General features: G+C 62.7%; 13 protein-coding genes and 1 pseudogene. 3 read left to right on the forward strand and 11 right to left on the reverse strand.

What is annotated here, in order from left to right; genetic code table 11:
• Positions 1-81: 81 nt before the first annotated feature.
• Positions 82-888 carry an SDR family oxidoreductase gene (locus PYR64_RS20660; protein WP_055973635.1) on the reverse strand — a complete coding sequence of 269 codons (807 nt, stop codon included), beginning with the start codon at positions 886-888 and terminating at the stop codon, positions 82-84.
• A 160-nt stretch (positions 889-1,048) separates the two neighbouring features.
• Between PYR64_RS20660 and PYR64_RS20665 the strand changes: the two genes are divergently transcribed.
• Positions 1,049-1,480 carry a universal stress protein gene (locus PYR64_RS20665; protein WP_018780363.1) on the forward strand — a complete coding sequence of 144 codons (432 nt, stop codon included), beginning with the start codon at positions 1,049-1,051 and terminating at the stop codon, positions 1,478-1,480.
• A gap of 1,723 nt (positions 1,481-3,203) precedes the next feature.
• On the opposite strand, the gene PYR64_RS20670 is transcribed toward PYR64_RS20665, so the two are convergent.
• Entirely contained in the window at positions 3,204-4,913 is a 1,710-nt protein-coding gene (locus PYR64_RS20670) for an AAA family ATPase (RefSeq protein ID WP_275777388.1), read from the reverse strand.
• Between the two features lie 230 nt (positions 4,914-5,143).
• Here PYR64_RS20670 and PYR64_RS20675 point away from each other — a divergent pair.
• Positions 5,144-5,497: pseudogene (locus PYR64_RS20675) on the forward strand (recombinase family protein); the annotation flags it as partial.
• Positions 5,498-5,884: 387 nt separating this feature from the next.
• On the opposite strand, the gene PYR64_RS20680 reads toward PYR64_RS20675, so the two are convergent.
• From PYR64_RS20680 to PYR64_RS20710, 7 genes are all read right to left on the reverse strand, one after another.
• Complete coding sequence (locus tag PYR64_RS20680; RefSeq protein WP_275777390.1) at positions 5,885-7,561, reverse strand: thiamine pyrophosphate-binding protein; 1,677 nt, start codon at positions 7,559-7,561, stop codon at positions 5,885-5,887.
• Positions 7,558-8,349 (reverse strand): cyclase family protein, encoded by a 792-nt coding sequence (locus tag PYR64_RS20685; RefSeq protein ID WP_275777392.1) that lies wholly within the window; start codon positions 8,347-8,349, stop codon positions 7,558-7,560. The genes PYR64_RS20680 and PYR64_RS20685 overlap by 4 nt, the downstream gene beginning before the upstream one ends.
• A gap of 7 nt (positions 8,350-8,356) precedes the next feature.
• Positions 8,357-9,988 carry an NAD(P)/FAD-dependent oxidoreductase gene (locus PYR64_RS20690; RefSeq protein WP_275777394.1) on the reverse strand — a complete coding sequence of 544 codons (1,632 nt, stop codon included), beginning with the start codon at positions 9,986-9,988 and terminating at the stop codon, positions 8,357-8,359.
• A gap of 21 nt (positions 9,989-10,009) precedes the next feature.
• Entirely contained in the window at positions 10,010-11,788 is a 1,779-nt protein-coding gene (locus PYR64_RS20695) for a flavin reductase (protein ID WP_275777396.1), read from the reverse strand.
• Between the two features lie 39 nt (positions 11,789-11,827).
• Entirely contained in the window at positions 11,828-13,069 is a 1,242-nt protein-coding gene (locus PYR64_RS20700; protein WP_275777398.1) for a styrene monooxygenase/indole monooxygenase family protein, read from the reverse strand.
• A 37-nt stretch (positions 13,070-13,106) separates the two neighbouring features.
• The gene (locus PYR64_RS20705; RefSeq protein ID WP_210078238.1) at positions 13,107-13,895 is read right to left on the reverse strand and encodes an SDR family oxidoreductase; all 789 of its coding nucleotides are present in this window, start codon (positions 13,893-13,895) and stop codon (positions 13,107-13,109) included.
• 123 nt (positions 13,896-14,018) lie between these two features.
• Positions 14,019-14,168 carry a hypothetical protein gene (locus tag PYR64_RS20710; protein WP_179128464.1) on the reverse strand — a complete coding sequence of 50 codons (150 nt, stop codon included), beginning with the start codon at positions 14,166-14,168 and terminating at the stop codon, positions 14,019-14,021.
• A 149-nt stretch (positions 14,169-14,317) separates the two neighbouring features.
• Between PYR64_RS20710 and PYR64_RS20715 the strand changes: the two genes are divergently transcribed.
• On the forward strand, positions 14,318-15,286 hold the full coding sequence (locus PYR64_RS20715; RefSeq protein WP_275777401.1) for an AraC family transcriptional regulator: 969 nt from the start codon (positions 14,318-14,320) through the stop codon (positions 15,284-15,286).
• On the opposite strand, the gene PYR64_RS20720 is transcribed toward PYR64_RS20715, so the two are convergent.
• Both PYR64_RS20720 and PYR64_RS20725 read right to left on the reverse strand, forming a co-directional pair.
• A complete protein-coding gene (locus PYR64_RS20720) occupies positions 15,287-15,988 on the reverse strand; it encodes a FadR/GntR family transcriptional regulator (protein WP_039239287.1) in 702 nt (233 codons plus the stop codon).
• A gap of 68 nt (positions 15,989-16,056) precedes the next feature.
• A complete protein-coding gene (locus PYR64_RS20725) occupies positions 16,057-16,860 on the reverse strand; it encodes an alpha/beta hydrolase (RefSeq protein WP_275777404.1) in 804 nt (267 codons plus the stop codon).
• Positions 16,861-16,881 lie beyond the last annotated feature (21 nt).

Raw genomic sequence — 16,881 nt, forward strand, 5'->3', positions numbered from 1 at the left:
TGGAAAAGAAATCAGACCCGCAGGGCGGGCTGTCCATGCAGACTAGCCCACGGATCCCTGTGCGGCCAGAGGTCCCGCAGCTTAGCTTTCACGCCAGTCGTTGCTGGTGATGTGCGAGCCGGCTTGGGGTCCCATTTGCAGCATTCCGCCGTCCACCGCCCACGACGCGCCGTTGACGTAGCTTGACGCCGGGGAGGCAAGGAAAGCGATGACGGCGGCGATTTCGCGTGCGTCTCCGGGGCGTCCCAGGGGCACTCCGGGCCGCTCCTTCTGGGTGGGATCCTCGTCCTCCTGGCCCGTCATGGGGGTCGCGATTTCGCCGGGCGCCACGTTGTTGGCGGTAATCCCATGCTCGGCGAGTTCCAGCGCCATGGTTTTGATGAGCCCACCCAGACCGTGCTTGGAGGCGTCGTAGGCCGAGGCCCCAACGCGGGGCTGGAATTCGTGGACGCTGGTGACGGCGATGATGCGTCCCCCTCGGCCCGCCTTCACCATGCGCTTGGCTGCCGTCTGCATGGCCACGAAGGCCCCATTGAGGTTGGTGTCCAGCGTGGTCATCCAGGTTTCGTAGTCGAGATCCAGGAACTTGGTGCCGTCGCCGGTTCCGGAGTTGTTCACGAAGACATCCACGCCCCCGAGTTCCTCGGCCAGCATTTCTACGGCGGCCGCCGTTCCGCGGGCATCGGTGGTGTCCAGTTGGTGGACCACCGCCTTGCGTCCCAGGCGGCGGACCTCCTCGGCGGTTTCCTCGGCACCCTGCTGGTCCGAGTGCCAGGTGATTCCCACGTCCATGCCGGCTTTTGCCAGCGCCACCGCCGTGGCCCGCCCGATCCCTGAATCCGAGCCTGTGACGATGGCGGTCTGTGGGGCGAATGATGCGTCGCTCATGGTCCTGCCTTTCAGTGAAGTGGTGGTGCCGATGATTTATCCCTACCCCCTGGCGCATGCAGTAAACACTCCCGGCACAAAAGGGTCACCCCGGTGTGCAGCCATGGAGTGTAGATTTCTTGCAGCAGCACCCCGCGAATCCCCACAACCAGGAGTTCTCATGTCAGAAGTTATTGTCGTCGGCGTCGACAACAGTGAAACGGCCAAGCGTGCAGCAATGGCGGCAGCGAAGCTCGCCACCGCCCTCGGTGCCGAACTGCACGTCATCAGCGGCTTCTCGGACGACCGCATTGAAGAATTCGGCAGCGGCAGCGACCGCATCACTGTCTCTTCGGCCGACTCCGCGGAATACGTGGCCCGCAAGGTCTCCGAAGAACTTGACGTTCCGGCCGGCAGCGTCAAGTACTACGCTGCCCGTGGCAACCCGGCCAACGCCCTGATCAACTACGCCGAGACCAACAACGCCTCACTGATCGTCGTGGGCAACAAGCGCATGAAGGGCTTGGGCCGCGTCCTGGGCAGCATCGCCAACAGCGTGGCACACGGCGCTCCGTGCGACGTGTACATCGTGAACACGGAAGTGGACGCGTAACACCCAAGCAAGCAAAGAGGCCGTTTTGAGCATTCAAAACGGCCTCTTCTGCTATCCGGATGGGTCCTCCGGCTGTCAGTTTCCGAAGTCGTCTGCACTGAATATCCAAAGTCGTCTGCACAGCCGGACGTTGGGGGATCGGCTTACGGACATCAGTGCAGAGGGGTAGATGCGCATCGCCCCGCTAGCTCTAGGGGACGGTTCCTGGCCTCTGGCGCTTCGGCGTAGTGTTGATACTCAGTCCTTGCTCTCTTGGGTGGATCGATTGATTGAATGCTGGGGGAATCCCGTGGGGAAACATGCGCATGAGTGCTGCCTAGAACCGGTTTCTTGTCGGGTTGCCTGACCTGATCCAGTCGACGTTAGCAAGCCAGTCCCGCCGAATTCTACGATCTGCTGACTGTCCATCATTCGCGAGGGTCATGTCATCGAGCAGCGCAAGCAGGTGATCCCCTGCACGACTTGCGTATTCCCACAAGAAGTCTGTCGCGGCCAGGAACCCCTCACGCGATGTCAACGTTAGCGATCCTGCTCCCTGAGGGGACTCAGCTGGTGACGATGATTCGCGGGTTCGAGGGAAGCGTCCGGATTTGATCCATTCGATACTTTCGACCCAGTCCTCCCAAGCGGCGGAGTCGAAGGGGCGTCCGTCGCTCGTCAGGCCAGTGTCTCCCAACAGAGTTATTAGGTCGTCGCCAGCACCACGACGTGCGTACGCCCACACAAAGTCGGACATCACGAGAAAGCAATCTTCGGTCGAGAGGATGGGATCTAGGGGAGTCGAGCTATCTGGGAACAACGTTCAGTCCTCCGCTATTGATCTCGGCACCGTTGCGAGGCTCTACCCACGCCTGCGTGCCGTCCGACAGACCGTTGAAGTACCTGCCATGTGATCCATCACATGCCAGTGTGGGATGCAGAAGCCGCCGGAACGCTCCGAACCATCATTATGCGTGTTGGCCCTTCCTTCGCACATGTCGCTCGAGGTAGAGCAGGCTCGCGGCTGCCCATTAAGCCGGCGGCTCACCGGGCGCCGCTACGTCCGATTGGGGATCCTCTACCGGACGCTTGGAGCGTTCGGAAAGCCACCGTCTTACGGACGTTGCCAAGAGGGGCTGCTGCGTTTCGCTTCGGCCTTAGTTCTTTCCAAGATCCCGGAGAAGTGCTGACGGTCGAGGTAGTTCGCGTCGGCTAGCCGGATAATGTGCCCCATGTAGGGATCTCGCTGCATCAACTTCCTATTGCCGAGACGGACAGTTGTGTAACCAGCTTTTTTCTCCGCGCGATCCCGCACCGCACACCAGTTGATGAGAACTATTACGCCAAGCCCGCCTAGCATCATCACCACGCCAAGTACGTTGACGTACCAGGTTTGGGGTACGCCTGATCGACTCAGGACGGCTAAAACGCCGCAGGACGCAACCGTTATTGTTGTGAAACGGTATCGCCACCGCCACAAGATGAACGCGGTGGGTCCGTCGACCAACCCAGCTGCTATAGAAGTTTCCATCCCGTGATTCGTATTCCATTCGCAAAGGGCGACAGCCAGTTAGAAAGCAGCTGCCGGGCATGACCGAGAGGCCAGGCCAAAGGGGCGACCGACGGCCACAGGCGGCCGCAGGTAGAAGGGTCCGTCCTTAGAACGTCCATTCAAGCTGCAGTCTAATTGGCTACGGCCACCAGCCATTCGGTGTCCGCTAAACGATCCCTCACCGGACACCGATCAGGTATGGCTGTTTGCCGTCCTGATAAGGGCAATGACTTCCTGTACGCGCTCCTTCAGGTCGAACGGCCACTCGTTTCCCCAATTTTGAGTTGCAACTTTCGAGACCGCGACCTTACTCGGCTGCTTGATACCGAGCCGGTCTGAGGCCAAAGGATTCGACCAACGATCTTGAGCAGGAAGCACGCGCTTCTTCGTGGAGGTGTGTGCTGTGTGTATCGCTTCGGTTAGAACGTGTTCCGGCACATAGTTCTCAACGGTGTAACCTGCGGTTACCCACGCCATACCTGTTGACGGGTCCTTGCTGAGATCATTGATCACCCGCTGCTTATGCTCATTGAGGCGCGCACGGCGGCTCTTCCTATCAGAGTCAATGAAAATCATCACGTAGCGGTTGAGGTTTCGAAGAGAGATGAACTCTTCTACCTCTGCTGCGTCAAGCGGTGAAAGTGCGCTGAGCAAAGACCCACCGTAGAACATCACGGAGTAGTGAGTCCCTTCAACGAATTGATCTGGAGCGAGTTGCTCGATCCAATGTTTGAGGTAAATACGGTCAGAGGGACCCTCAACCCACAGGACGGCATTCGTCTGCACGAGGTCAGAGGGACGATACCCCAGGTCTGCACATATCGCCGCCCTGTCCCGTGCTTCGCCGGAGTACATGAGGCTTGAAGTGCCATCTTTGCGGGAAACATGAAAAATGCTCCCGATCTCCGAATCCAGCATGTGAGCAGAGTGAGTCGCGATAAAGTACTGGTTTGTAGTGCTCGACTCCAGGTAGCGGAGAAGCTTCCGCTGGAGAATCGGGTGCAGATGCACCTCGGGTTCCTCGATGCACAAAATTGAGTTCTGAATGACCGTCGCCGCTGCCGCAATAATTACCACCTCATGAACGCCAGTGCCCATGTTTTCAATGGGCAGCGTGTGCCCTCCTTGAGTGACGTGGATCGTCGAGAGATCGTGCGGAACATCTATGGTGATCCCGGGGTCATCCAGCACGGCGCGGACAAAATCCTGAACTCTTGCGAAGAGTTCTTTGTCTTTCAGGCGATCAGTTGACGGATTCTGTAACTCGAGGAGACGGCGCTTAATGCTCAGCCCATTCAGATCGGGAGCTTGGCTGCTGTCGTCGGAAATTGTCCTGACACCGTTCACAGTAAATACCGAAGGAGCGTGAGGTCGTGCCCCCGCGATCCACTGGAGAACCCTGAACGCATCCTGCCCAGCACCGCCCCCACCGGAGCTAGTCAACTCCAGTGACAGAACATTCGCGAGGTGACTGTCACCCACTTCGCGGCCCATCCGTTGCAAGGCTTCGCTGTCGATTTCACCCCGTTCTCGGACCGCGAAGCCGATGACATCCTTTCCAACATCAGGAAGTGATATTCCTCCAGAACGGAGAAAACCGCGAAGCTTTTCCTTGCGGTCCTCGGAGAGGCGCCGGATTTTTTCCCACGTGAAGACGTCATCAATATGGTGCAGCTCTAGACGGCCAAAAGTGTGCTCCGCATCTCCAAGCGGCCGGTCCCACGTGGAGACGGGACTTGGTTCGGCACTATAGGTGTTACCAATGACTCGCAAAATATTGGACTTTCCAGCGTTGTTCTGACCTGCGATCAGATTTACCCTCCGCAGGGGGTAAAGCACTGCCAGCTGGTCTGACGAGAAACTCCTATAGCCGCGAAAGCTGAATCCGTTGATAAGTGTCACGGTTCCAATCATTGCCTATCACTCGCGATTGATATCGATGGCAGCCCAGCGATTGATTCGAAGTTCCCTGCCAAACGAGGCTCGCGTGCCGTAAGCCGGTCGTCCATCGGACGTGCCGGCGCTGCCCATCGGCTCTCTCCAAATCTGCGTGTTTCCGCCAAGGCTGGATTCCCGTATACCCCGCCCGAATTAATGCCCGGTGAAGGGGCCTTATACGCTACAGCCCAATCATGCCCATCGGTTATGCCCGCTGCTCGACCAGCAGTCAGGACCTCACCGCCCAGCGTCATGCTCTCCATGCCTTGGGAGTTGACGACGAGATGGTCCACGTCGACCACGGATTTACCGGCGCTAAACGAGACCGGCCCGGTCTGGAAAAGGCCGTGGCTGTGTGCCGCAACGGCGACACCTCCGTTGTCACCAAACTTGACCGGTTGGCAAGGTCCCTGCCGGACGCAAGGGATATTGCCGACGAACTCACACGCAAGGGCGTAATCCTCAACATCGGAGGCAGGATCTACGATCCCCATGACCCGGTTGGAAAGCTGCGGTTCAACATCCTGGGCATGGTCGCGGAATTTGAATCCGCCCCTATTCGCGCCCGGACCCGTGAAGGCATGGCGGTGGCGAAGTCGAAGGGCAAGCTTCGGGGTCGACAGCCCCAGCTCTCCAAAAGGCAGGAGGCCCACCTCCTGAGCCTTCATCAGGGTGGAACACACGACAACGGAGATTCTGAACTCTTCGGCGTCGCTCGCTCCACCGTCTACGGACCATCCAGCGCGCTGAGCCGACCACGTGATCGCTTCCCGGCAGTGAACGCACTGCCGGGAGCCTTCGTGCAGAGGACTCTCGACCAAAGTGTGACGCCTCGTGCAGGGGACTTTGGACACTCTGATTTCCATACCCGTCTGCACAAGTTCAGTACTTTCAGGGCAGCGTGTGCAGACGACTTCGGAGAACGACGCCGGCACTTAGTGGCCCTGGAAGGCCTCGGCCAGCCACCAGGAACCGCCGTCGGAGGCGATCTTGGCATCGATGACCAGCGGCCGGTCCTGCGTCCCGGCTTCGTAAGCAGCTATCCACGGGCGAACAGCTTCCAGGTCAGCTACGGTCCGCACTGTCACCCCTTCCGCACCGAATCCCCGGGCGATCGCGGCAATGTCGGTGTCCGGGAACACGACACTGGACAACTCGGCTTCTGCGTGCTGTGAAGCGAAATGGTGCACCTCGGCTCCGTACGCGGCGTCGTTGTAGACAATGCACACCAGCGGCATCTTCAGTCTCGCCGCGGTCTCGAGTTCGCTGATACCCATGAGGAACCCGCCGTCGCCCGTGCCCAGCACCGGCAGCCGGTGCGGCTGGGCAAGTGCGGCGCCGATGGCCGTGTACAGGCCCAGTCCGATCGCCTGGAAAGCCTGCGTGAAGCAGAACCCGAACTCGTCCGGCACGGCAAGGTATTGGCTGGGGTAGCCCATGAAGTTGCCCGAATCCACGGCTACGATCCGCTCGGCAGGGAGCATCGAATCGAGTTTGCGGGTGAGGACGCGCGGGTCGATGGAGGTCGCGGTGGACAGGTCTTCGGTCTGCACGTCCCGCCACCGTGAGCCCTGCTTGATGGCCAGGGCGTTGGCCTCTGTACGGTACTTCTCCACAGGCTCCGGCTGTGAAAGGGCCAGTACGGACAGGGCATCGGCTGCGGTCAGCGCCGAATCGCCCAGCACCCCCAGAGTGATGGGACGGTTGGCACCCAGGGCGGAGTCTTCGACGTCGACCTGGACCACCTTGGTGCCGGACGAAATGAGCCGCCCGTGCCGCATGGTCCACATGTTCAGCGCGCAGCCCCAGCCCACGATCAGGTCGGCGCCGCTGATGAACTCCGCCGTTGCGGGCGAAGAGAACCCGCCGGAAATGCCCAAGTTGTGCGCGTCACCGTTGAACAGCCCGCTCGCCACTGCGGACGTCGCCACGAGGGCTCCGGCATGGCGCGCCAGCGCGAGGATGTCGTCCCTGGCGCCGCGCCCGCCGCGTCCGGCCACGAACACGGGTCGTTCAGCCGCGGAAATCAGTGCCACCAGTTGCTCAACGGCGCCAGCGTCGGGGCGCACCTTGGGCGGTTGAGGCACGACGACGGCACCCACCTCGTCCGCTGCGGTGGCACTTTGGATGTCCAACGGCAAGCTCAGAACCACCGTGCGGCGCTCGTTCACAGCCGTCCGGAAAGCCCTGACCGTGTCAGCGACCGCCGTGGCCGGGGAGTGGATCCGCCCGGCTACAGCGCCGACGCTGCGGGCCAGGGCGTCCTGGTCGATCTTGAAGTTGGAGCGGATGGCTGCGGCCTGGGTGTCGGCGGTCAGAACGATCATGGGTGTCCGGCTTTTCGCGGCCTCCCCGATCCCGGTGATGGCGTTGCTCAGCCCGCAGCCTTGATGTGTGGTGACCACGCCCACCTTGCCCGACATCCGGGTGTAGGCGTCCGCCATGGTCGCCGCTCCACCCTCATGCCGGGCCGCGGTGAACGGGATGCCTTCGGCCATGAGCGTTCCGGTGACATCGAAGTTTCCGGAGCCCACCACCCCGAAAACGTGCCCGACGCCGAGCTTCGCCAGCGTCCTGCCCACCAGTGTGGAGACCCGCACGTGCTCACTCATGCCTTCTCCACCGCCTCTTTTTCAACCAGCGCGTACACGCGGCTGGGGCTTCCGGTGCCACCAACGATCGGCAGGGGAGCAACCACCAGCGTTGCACCGGTGATAGGAAGCCGATCCACATTCCGCAGCGACGTGACGCCGTACTTGTCCGCCCCGAGCAGGAACGAGTGGACCGGGAACATCGGATCGAGGGTACCGGCCTGGCCGGCGTCGATGCCCACGGTTTCCACGCCGAAACCGCTGATCGAGGCGTTTCCGGCGAGCCACTTGGCACCTGCAGCAGAGACCCCGGGAGTGTGGGGTCCGGCGTCGTCCGCGTTGACGAAAGCCGCAGCGTCAGCGCCGCGGGCCGCCCAACCGGTCCGGAAGATGACCCAGCAGTTCTCCGGGAACGCGCCGTGCTCTTCCTGCCATTGCTCAAAATGCTCCGGTTCCAGGAGGAAATCAGGGTCCTGCGTCGCCTCGGCGGATTTGTCGATCACCACGAGGGGACCTACCAGGCGGTGCGGTTCGATCTGGTCCACGGACTTGCCGTCCTTGCCGGTGATCCAGTGCACCGGCGCGTCCAGGTGTGTTCCTGCGTGCTCGCCCACCGTGACGTCGTTCCAGGCCCAGGCGGGTCCGGCGTCGTCGAAATTGCTCACCGGCGATACGGAAAGCCCCACCGTGTTCGCGAAAGGCTGCGGCAGGTTCAAAATGGGCGTCTCGGAGCTGAGGGGAGTGGTGAGGTCGATGATCTCCACCGAACCATTCGAAAGGGCTGTAGTGAGCCCGGCCAGAACAGACATTGTTCTCCTATCGCTTACGTGGTTTCAGTGCTTCTTGGATACGGGAAAATCGTGACGGCGGTGCGGTCAGTTTCTGCGCCACCAAGTGTCCGGAGCCGCCCGAAAGTCCAGGACCGGGGTGGGTTGAAGCCCCGATGTGCCAGAGACCTTGGATGGCCGTGCGGTGTCCGGCGGCCTCCGGGAAAGGCCGCCACAGAAGGTTCTGGAAGAACTCAGCCGAGCCGCCGTAGGGATCCCCATTGACGGCATTGGGATTGGCCAAGGCCAGGTCCGTCGGTGCCAGGATGTCGGAGGCGAGGACACTCGCGCGGGTCCCCGGAGCAAACTGTTCCAACCTTGCCAGGACCCGCTCCAGGTAGCCGGCTTTAAGTTCGCCACTCCACCCATTGCTGACGTCCAGTTCACCTGCGGCATCGCCCACAGGCGCGAACGGCACCTCCTGCAGCTGCAACCACAGCGTGGCCCTCCCCTCCGGTGCCCGCGACGGATCCAGCATGTATTGCTGCCCCACCACAACCGTTGGTTCGGCCGGCAGCAGTCCCGCTTCGGCCTGGGCGCAGGCAATTCCCGTGCTGTCCGAACCGTTGCTGAGGTGCACCAGCGGCACGGTGTTGAGCCGGGGATCGAGCCACTCAACGGGCTTGTCCAAGGCCAAGTGGATCTGCATGGCTCCGCGGCCGTTCTGGTACTTTTCAGCGGCCCGGGCAGCCGCGGCCGGGGGCTCGTGAAGCAATGACGTGTAAAGGGCCTGCGGGGAGACGTTGGCCAGCACGGTGTCGGCCGAAACACTGCCCTGCGACGTCCGGACACCCGTGACCGCTGTGCCTGAAACCAGGATCTCCTCGGCTTCGGCACCGAGCATGATCCTGACGCCGTTGTCCCTCAGGAGCGACTCGAACGCTGCAACGAACCGCGATGCCCCGCCCTTCACGACGGGCAGCCCAAAACCGTGCATGCTCATGGCCATGACGGGCAGCATCACCCCGCCCGTGGCTTGGTCCGGTCCCAGCCCGGCGTGCAGGAGCCACGGCGACCACAACTGGTCCGTTTCCCAGCCGTCAAAGCGGCTGCGGACGTAGTTGCGGCCGCTCATCACGGAGTCCCGGATGAATGACTCGTTTGCGGCCAGGCGCCCACGCCGCACGGCGCCAAAGGCGATCTTTGCAACCTCAGGAAAGGACCGCAGCTCGGCCCCGAAGGCCCCGAAAACCGTTCCGGCGTTCCGGCCCAGGTCATCGAGCATCGCCAGGTAAGCGGCCTGGTCCCGGGGCTCCTTGAAAGCAGCGCTTGTCTCGGCTGGATCCCGGTGCGCAATGACTACGCGGTGCGCCCCCGTCGCCGGGTCCGCCGCTACGCTCGCCGTCACGGGCCCGGTGGTATTGCAATACTCGAGGCCCCGGGCGTGCAGTTCCTTGCCCAGCACTTCATAGGCGCCGCCGGACACAAACAGCGGATGCCAGGAGGAGAACGTGTCGTGGATGAAGCCCGGCAAGGTCCGTTCGGAGGAGTCGATGAACCCACCCAGCCGGTCCGAGCGCTCGATGATGCACACGCGCTTTCCGTCCAGGGCAAGCTCGGCTGCCGCCACCAGGGAGTTGATTCCCGAGCCAATGATCGCGACCTCACAGGATTCGTCCATAACCGTTCCTTTCAAGAGTGCTCAGAAATCAGGGTGGCTGGCAGTGGCGTGGTACTTGCCGCCGTGGAACACCAGGGGAGCGCCGCCGTCGTGGTTGTAGCTTTCCACCTCACCCACATAGATGACGTGATCCCCGGCATCATGTCGCGAGACGGTCCGGCATTGGAAGGTCGCCACCGCGCCGTCCAGCAGCGGCACACCGGCGATGCCTTCCACGGTTTCCACTCCGGCGAACTTGTCCGTGGCCGGGGTAGCGAATTGGCGGGAAAGGACGTGCTGGTCGCTTGCCAGGATATTGATGGCAAAGTGCGTGGCTTCCTCGAAATCGCCCAGGCTGGGTGCCCGTTTGCTGGGGCACCACAGCACCAGCGGGGGATCCATGGAGACCGACGTGAAGGAGTTCGCCGTCATGCCCACCTTCCTGCCGTCCGCGGAAACGGTGGTGACCACTGTGACGCCGGTGGCGAATTGTCCCAGGGCGCTCCGGAAGTCACGGACGTCGAACGCCGAGGTGTCTTCTTCCTTCCTGGCCTGCATGAAGTCAGCAGCAGCGGTGGGATCAAACCACCACGGGTAGGACGTTCGGGGGTCGTCGAAACCGTTCACGATGCTCGCCGCCAACGCGGGATGTTCAGCGGCTTCGTTGAGGAGCGTTTTCTGGTGGTCCCGGCGGGGTTTCAGGAGATCGTTGGTCCATTCAACGGCCCACTGCCCCCAGCCCCGCCAGAATTCATCGAAAGTGCGCTCCATCCAGTGGCGATCGAATGGTTGCTGGCCACGGCGGACGATCGAGTCCAGGTAGTACTTTGCGGCCAGGGTTGCATTGTTGGAGCCCTGCCCGGTGAGGGGATCGTTGAGGACCACGGCATCACCCAGCCCGAACACCAGCTTTCCGTTGCCGAGTTCCCCGACGGCGGACCTCACCGTGGGCGTGATGCGTCCCAGAAGCGTGGCGCCGTCATCCGTCAGTTCGGCTCCGGCGAAGTTCCCGGCTTCGTGCGGAAAGTGCTCGCGCAGGATCGCCAGCGACCGCGCTAGCTGCTCTTCAGGACTTCCGACGTCGGTCCACCGGTCCATGGGGCCACCCACCACGCCCTCGAACACCATCATGCGGCACGGGCCGGAGACGGTCAGGCCCGGGAAGGTGAAAAACTCGCCGACGCCGGGGGCCATGGACATGCGGATGGCGTCACCTACAGCGCCGGCGCCCACTGCGCCGTCACCCACTGCGCCGTGACCTACTGCGCCGTCGGCAGCGCCGGCGTCGGGTTTGACGTAGTTCAGTGCAAGGACGCGCTGCGGGCGGTCGAAAGGCGACTTTGCCTTGTCCCGCGGGAAGATCTGCCCGATTTCGCCTTTGCCCGTGCTCACAATGACCAGCTCGTAGTCGCGGGCGAGTTCCTCGAGCATGCGCGGGGTGACCTTCTCGATGCGGAAATCGCCACCGACAGCGACGAACGTCTCAATCCACAGGGCGCTTTTGATCCGTTGGTCGATGGAGCGGGCAGTCCCGTCCAAGGGGGCTGCCCATTCGATGGGTTCTTCCGCGTCCACCCGGAGCTGGATGGAGGTGATGGCCGGGACTGCTCCGGATTCGTAGTATTCGGTGAGGGCGGTCCCCATCTGTGCCTCGGCATCCAGGGCCGTGGAGAACATGCACTGGCTGGACATGACTTTCCCGGTGCGGATCTGGGCTGCGGAACGGTCGGACAGCAGTGTCACTGTGTAGCCTTCCCGTTGCAGGCCCAGGGCCAGTTGGGCACCGGATTCACCGGCGCCCACGATTGCTATCTTTCGCATTATGGGTCCTTTTTAGCTTGTCTGTGCCAAAAAACGTGGCTAGGAGACTTTGGCTGCGGAAAGGCTCGCCAAGTAGCCGGCTGCCTTGTCGGGAGACATGAACCACTCCTGGAATTCCGGCGGATGGTTGAAGCCGTTGGCGAACCTGCGGGCGATGTCCGGCTCGCTGTTGGCGGCGCCCAGGAGTTCAAGGACGTGGGGCGGCGGCGGGGCCAGGAGGGCATTGGTCCAGTGTGCAACGTGCTGTGCGTAATCCCAATAGCGCTCGAATGTGGCCTGCATGAACTCAGCGCCGAACGGCTGTTCGCCGTGCCGGATGATGCTGTCCAGGTAGGACGCCGCGCACTTGCTGGCGTTGTTGGAACCTTGGCCGGTGATGGGATCGTTCAACACCACCACGTCGGCCAGGCCCAGTACCTGCCGGCCGCTCGGCAACGTGGCGATCGGGTGGCGGACAGTGGGCGCAAACCTGCCCTGGAGGACGCCGTTGGGGTCGGTGAGTTCCACATCCGTTGCCCGCTCGGCTTCCCATGGCAGGAAGGTCTTGAGGATGTTCGTGGAATTCTCCAGATGTTCCTCCGGGGAGAGGCCCTTCCAGGTGTCCATGGGACCGCCGGGAACGCCCTCGAAGACCATGATTTCGCAGGGGCCGCTGGTGGTGAGTGCGGGGAACACGAAGTATTCGCCGACGCCGGGGATGAGGTTGAAAGAAACCGCAGAGTACTCTTCGCGGGGCTTGAGGCCCTTCACGTAGGTCAGCGCCAGGGCGCGCTGCGGGGCGTCGTAGGTGCTCCGTTCGGCGTCGCGGGTGAACAGTTGGGCGATGTCTCCCTTGCCTGCGGCGACAATCACCAGGTCCGAGTTCTGCGCGTACTTCTCCAGCTCGGCCACGCCTGCGTCTTCGAAAACGAGTTCCCCGCCGCGCGCCGTGAACTCTTCCATGAACCGCGGGAACTTCACGCGCTGGTCGATGGACTTGGCATGGTTGTCCAAGCGGGATGCCCAGCTGATGGCCTTCTCGCCCGGGAGTTCGGGGTGTGGGATGGTGAAGGAAATGCCGTCGACCGTGGGGGCATCGGGCCAGAAGTCCAACCCCAGCGCCCGCTCGTGTTCCAGTGCGTTGTGGAAGATGCATTGGCTGGAGGCGACCTTGCCGTCCCGGATTTGTTCGGGTGTGCGGTTGGAAATGGTGGTCACGGAGTAGCCGGCGTCCAGCAGTCCGATGCCCAGCTGAAGCCCGGACTGGCCGGCTCCGACGATGGTGATGTGGCGTTGCGTCATGGTGTTGCCCTTCTATGGAGTGTGGTGGAGCCTGGCATCAGTTGGCGGCCAGCAGGGGGATGGTTTCTTCGGCGCGTTCAGGACCCAAGGCGGAGTAGCCGCCGTCGACCGCCCAATCGGCGCCGGTCACGAAACTTGCCTGGTCGCCGGCGAGAAACGCGACGACGTCCCCAACCTCGTGCGGGCGGCCGACGCGCTTGAGAGCGTGGAAAGGGGCGGCCACGGAATCGGTCTTGGCAAGATCACCGTTGCTGAGCGTGTCCATGATGTTGCTCCACACCCATCCGGGGCTGACGGAGTTCACCCGGATGCCGTCCGCCGCGAAGTCCACGGCCATGCTGCGCGTGAGCTGGACGAGGGCCGCTTTGCTGGCCGGGTAGAGCCAGCGGCCGGTTTGGGCGATGGAACTGGAGATCGAGGTGAAGTTGATGATGGCGCCGTGCCCTGACACTTTGAGGTGTGGGCGCGCGGTGTTGCTTGCCACCACAGCACTCACGAGGTTGACGTTGAGAGCCTCGAGCCAGTCGCTGCGACCGGATGCCGGGCCATCGTCCTTGTAGGTGCAGGCCAGGTTGACCAGGATGTCGAGACCGCCGTGGAGGGCTACGGTTTCCTCCACGAGTTCGCGCACTGCGGCGTCATCAGTGATGTCCGTGTGGGAATAGTGGATTCCTTCCCCGAGTGCTTTGGTGAGGGTGCCGCCGTCGGGAGCTATATCCGCAACCACCACCGTGGCTCCGGCGTCCCGCAGCGAGGTCACCACGCCTTGTCCCACCTTGGTTGCCCCACCGGTGACAATTGCTGTCCTGCCGTCGAGTCCTGACATGGCCCAAACCTTTCCCGTGATTGTAATATTGAAGAAATGTGACGTCCGTCATGGTTGATCCATAAGCGACTCTAGGCAGTCGCTGTTGGCCGGACTATCCACTAAGCGCAAAAGTCATCCGGATTACGCAGGGTCTTCCTCTTCTTCGTGCCAACCAACCCACGCCGCTGAGGTGAGCTGAGCGTCCTTGGCTTGAAGTTCCGCCGCCCAGAGTTCGAAATGGTGTCGATCCCACTCGTCCCGCCGGTCATGCACGAGCTTGATGTTCTTCACTGGTCCCACCTCGCTTTCAGTGCTGTTATCGTGATGTGAGCTGCGTCATACTGGTTCTGAAAGCGACTCTAGGCGGCCGTTGAAATCCGGAATATCCACGTAGCGCGGGGATCATCCGAAAAGCGCAGAACTGTGGAGTGGGTGCCCAAATGGTGAAAATTCTTCCCCGCGATGTCCTGCGGGGGCGGCCGACGATGGCCACAACTGACGTGGACGAAGCCCACGCCAGGATCGCCGAGCTGTTCTGCAGCCACGAGCTCGCACCGCGGACCCGGACCTCGGCAGTGGATATGAAGCTGCGTTCCCTGCACCGGGGCGACGTGGGCATCGAGTTCCTGGACTACGGCGCCGACGTCCGCATTGAGCCTGAAGGACTGCAGGATTTCCATCTGGTGCAGATCCCGCTCGCCGGGCATGCGTCCATGCGGGTGGAGACCAGCACGGTGGAATCCAGCCCGCACATGGCCACTGTTCCGCCGATCGACAGGCCATTCTCCATGAGTTGGGACGGCGGCAGCCCGCACCTGATCGTCTATGTGCGGCGAACGGCGCTGGAACGGGTTGCCGGGCAACTGTACGGGGACAGCGCTGTGGAGCTTGGCTACGGCATGGACCTGTCAGGCGCCGCCGGTCGCGCCTTCCTGAGGTCCGTCGTCGAGCTTCATGACGACCTGATCAGCCGGCCGCAGACCGCCGCGCCGGTGTTCGTTCAAGGCTTGTTGGCGGACAGCATGGTGTCCCGGCTGCTGATGGCGATGCAACCGCCTGCGGAGGAGGCCCGGAACACGGAAGCGGAGGGCCGGCTGGTCCGGGATTGCCGCGAACTCCTGGAGCGTCACGCCACAGAGGAACTCACGGTGCCCGATATCGCCGAGTGCCTTGGCGTTTCGGTCCGGACCCTGCAGACCGCACTGCGCGCCGAAACCGGGGCGACGCCGTCGGACCTGCTGCGGAGCATCCGGTTGGATCGCGCCCGGGAGATGCTCCTGGAAGCCGGCCCGCGTGAGCAAAGCGTGACGGCGGTTGCGGAGTCGTGCGGCTTCACGCACCAGGGGCGGTTCTCGGCGCTGTATCTGAAGACCTTCGGGGAGTTGCCGTCGGAGACACTGCGTCGCTAGCTACGCCTCCAGGACGTATGTTTTCAGGTCGTCCAGCGTCTGCTGCATGTGCGCGTCCATCGCGAGCCGCGCCTCGTTGGGGTTGCGGGATTCCAGCGCCGCGGCAATCTTCCGGTGGTGTCCGATGGCGTGTTCCTGGATCTCCGCGAAAGCGGACGTCTCCCGGCGGCGCGCCTCCAGGACGCGGTGCAGGGGTTCGAACAGTACGGCCACGAAGACGTTGCCGGAGGCGTGCAGAATCACGTCATGGAAGGCCAGGTCGGCTTCAACGAAACCCGCCAGGTCATTGTCCTCGTGGGAGGACTGCATCTTTGCCACATGCTCTTTGAGCGTGATGAGTTCGTCGTCTGAGATACGCTCGGCGGCCAGTTCGCAGGCGCCCGTCTCCAGCATGCGGCGGAGTTCGATCAACTGGATGGCCGCCGCGGCATCCTTGGTGCCCTCCGACGCTGCGCGCAGCACGGCCTCCAGGGATGCCCACTGATTCAGCGGATTCACGAACGTGCCCCGGCCTCGTTCGACGCTGAGGATCCGCTGCGCTTCCAGGGTCTTCATGGCTTCACGCACGGTCATACGGCTCACCTCGTGCTTGGCGCTGAGCTCCAGCTCGCCCGGGACAACCGTGCCGGGTGGAAATTCGCCCGCGATGATCCGGTCCAGCAACTCATCAGCGACGACGCCAACCAGCGACTTGCGTGCCATGTATCCCCATTCCTGTATCCGCCCATCCTGCGCCCGGCTTCCCCGGGGCGGGATGGATGTCAGACATCTTACGCTGGCGGTGGCCAGCTGGTTTTCCAAAACTCCTGCAACGCTTCCGCACATTGTTGCGGTTGCTCCCAGTGGACACTGTGGCCCGCCCCGGGAATGGCCTTGAGCCGGCGTCGCGGGTCCGCGTCCACAAACGCGGCCATCTGTTCCATGGACCGCACGCGGTCCGCTGTTCCGGCCAGCACCAGCAGCGGAGCGTGGACGCGCCCAGGTACTGAAGGTTCGACGCCGGTCATGGCCGCCTCGCCGCTCGGGCCCAGGACTTTGAACGGGATATCGAACCCGCGGCTGAGTAGTTCTTCGTCCTGGTAAGGCGGGTCGCCGTACCAGGCTGCCATGCATCGAACCTTGGTTCCGGCGTCGATGAAACCTTGTTTCCATTGCGCTTGCAGCATGGACCGGAAGCCTTCGTTGGGCGGCGCCGGAACCATGCCAACCAGCGTTAGGGTTGCCGTCAGCTGCGGGAAGCCGGCGGCAAGCGTCAGCGCCACGCTGCCACCCAGGGAGTGCCCCACCAGGTGAACGGGACCGCTGTGTTTGGCTTCTAGGGTCGCCGCCAAGGAGGCTGCCGCAGACTCCAGGGTCCATTCGAACTCCGGGGAGAGCGCCTCGCCGGGGTGATAGCCGGGGAGGTCCGCAATCCATGCCGGGTATCCGGCGTCGAGCAGCTTTCCGGCCAATGGTTCCCAGTAGGCGGATGTTGAGGCCCAGCCGTGGATCAGGACCGCCGGCGCCGTTTCACCTGCGGAAACAACAGGCGTGCGGATATCCACGGATGTGAACGGTGCTTCGCTGCCAGCCATGCACCCAGCCTAGTGACGCTG

Source organism: Paenarthrobacter sp. Y-19 (assembly GCF_029223985.1).
Lineage (GTDB): Bacteria > Actinomycetota > Actinomycetes > Actinomycetales > Micrococcaceae > Arthrobacter > Arthrobacter nicotinovorans.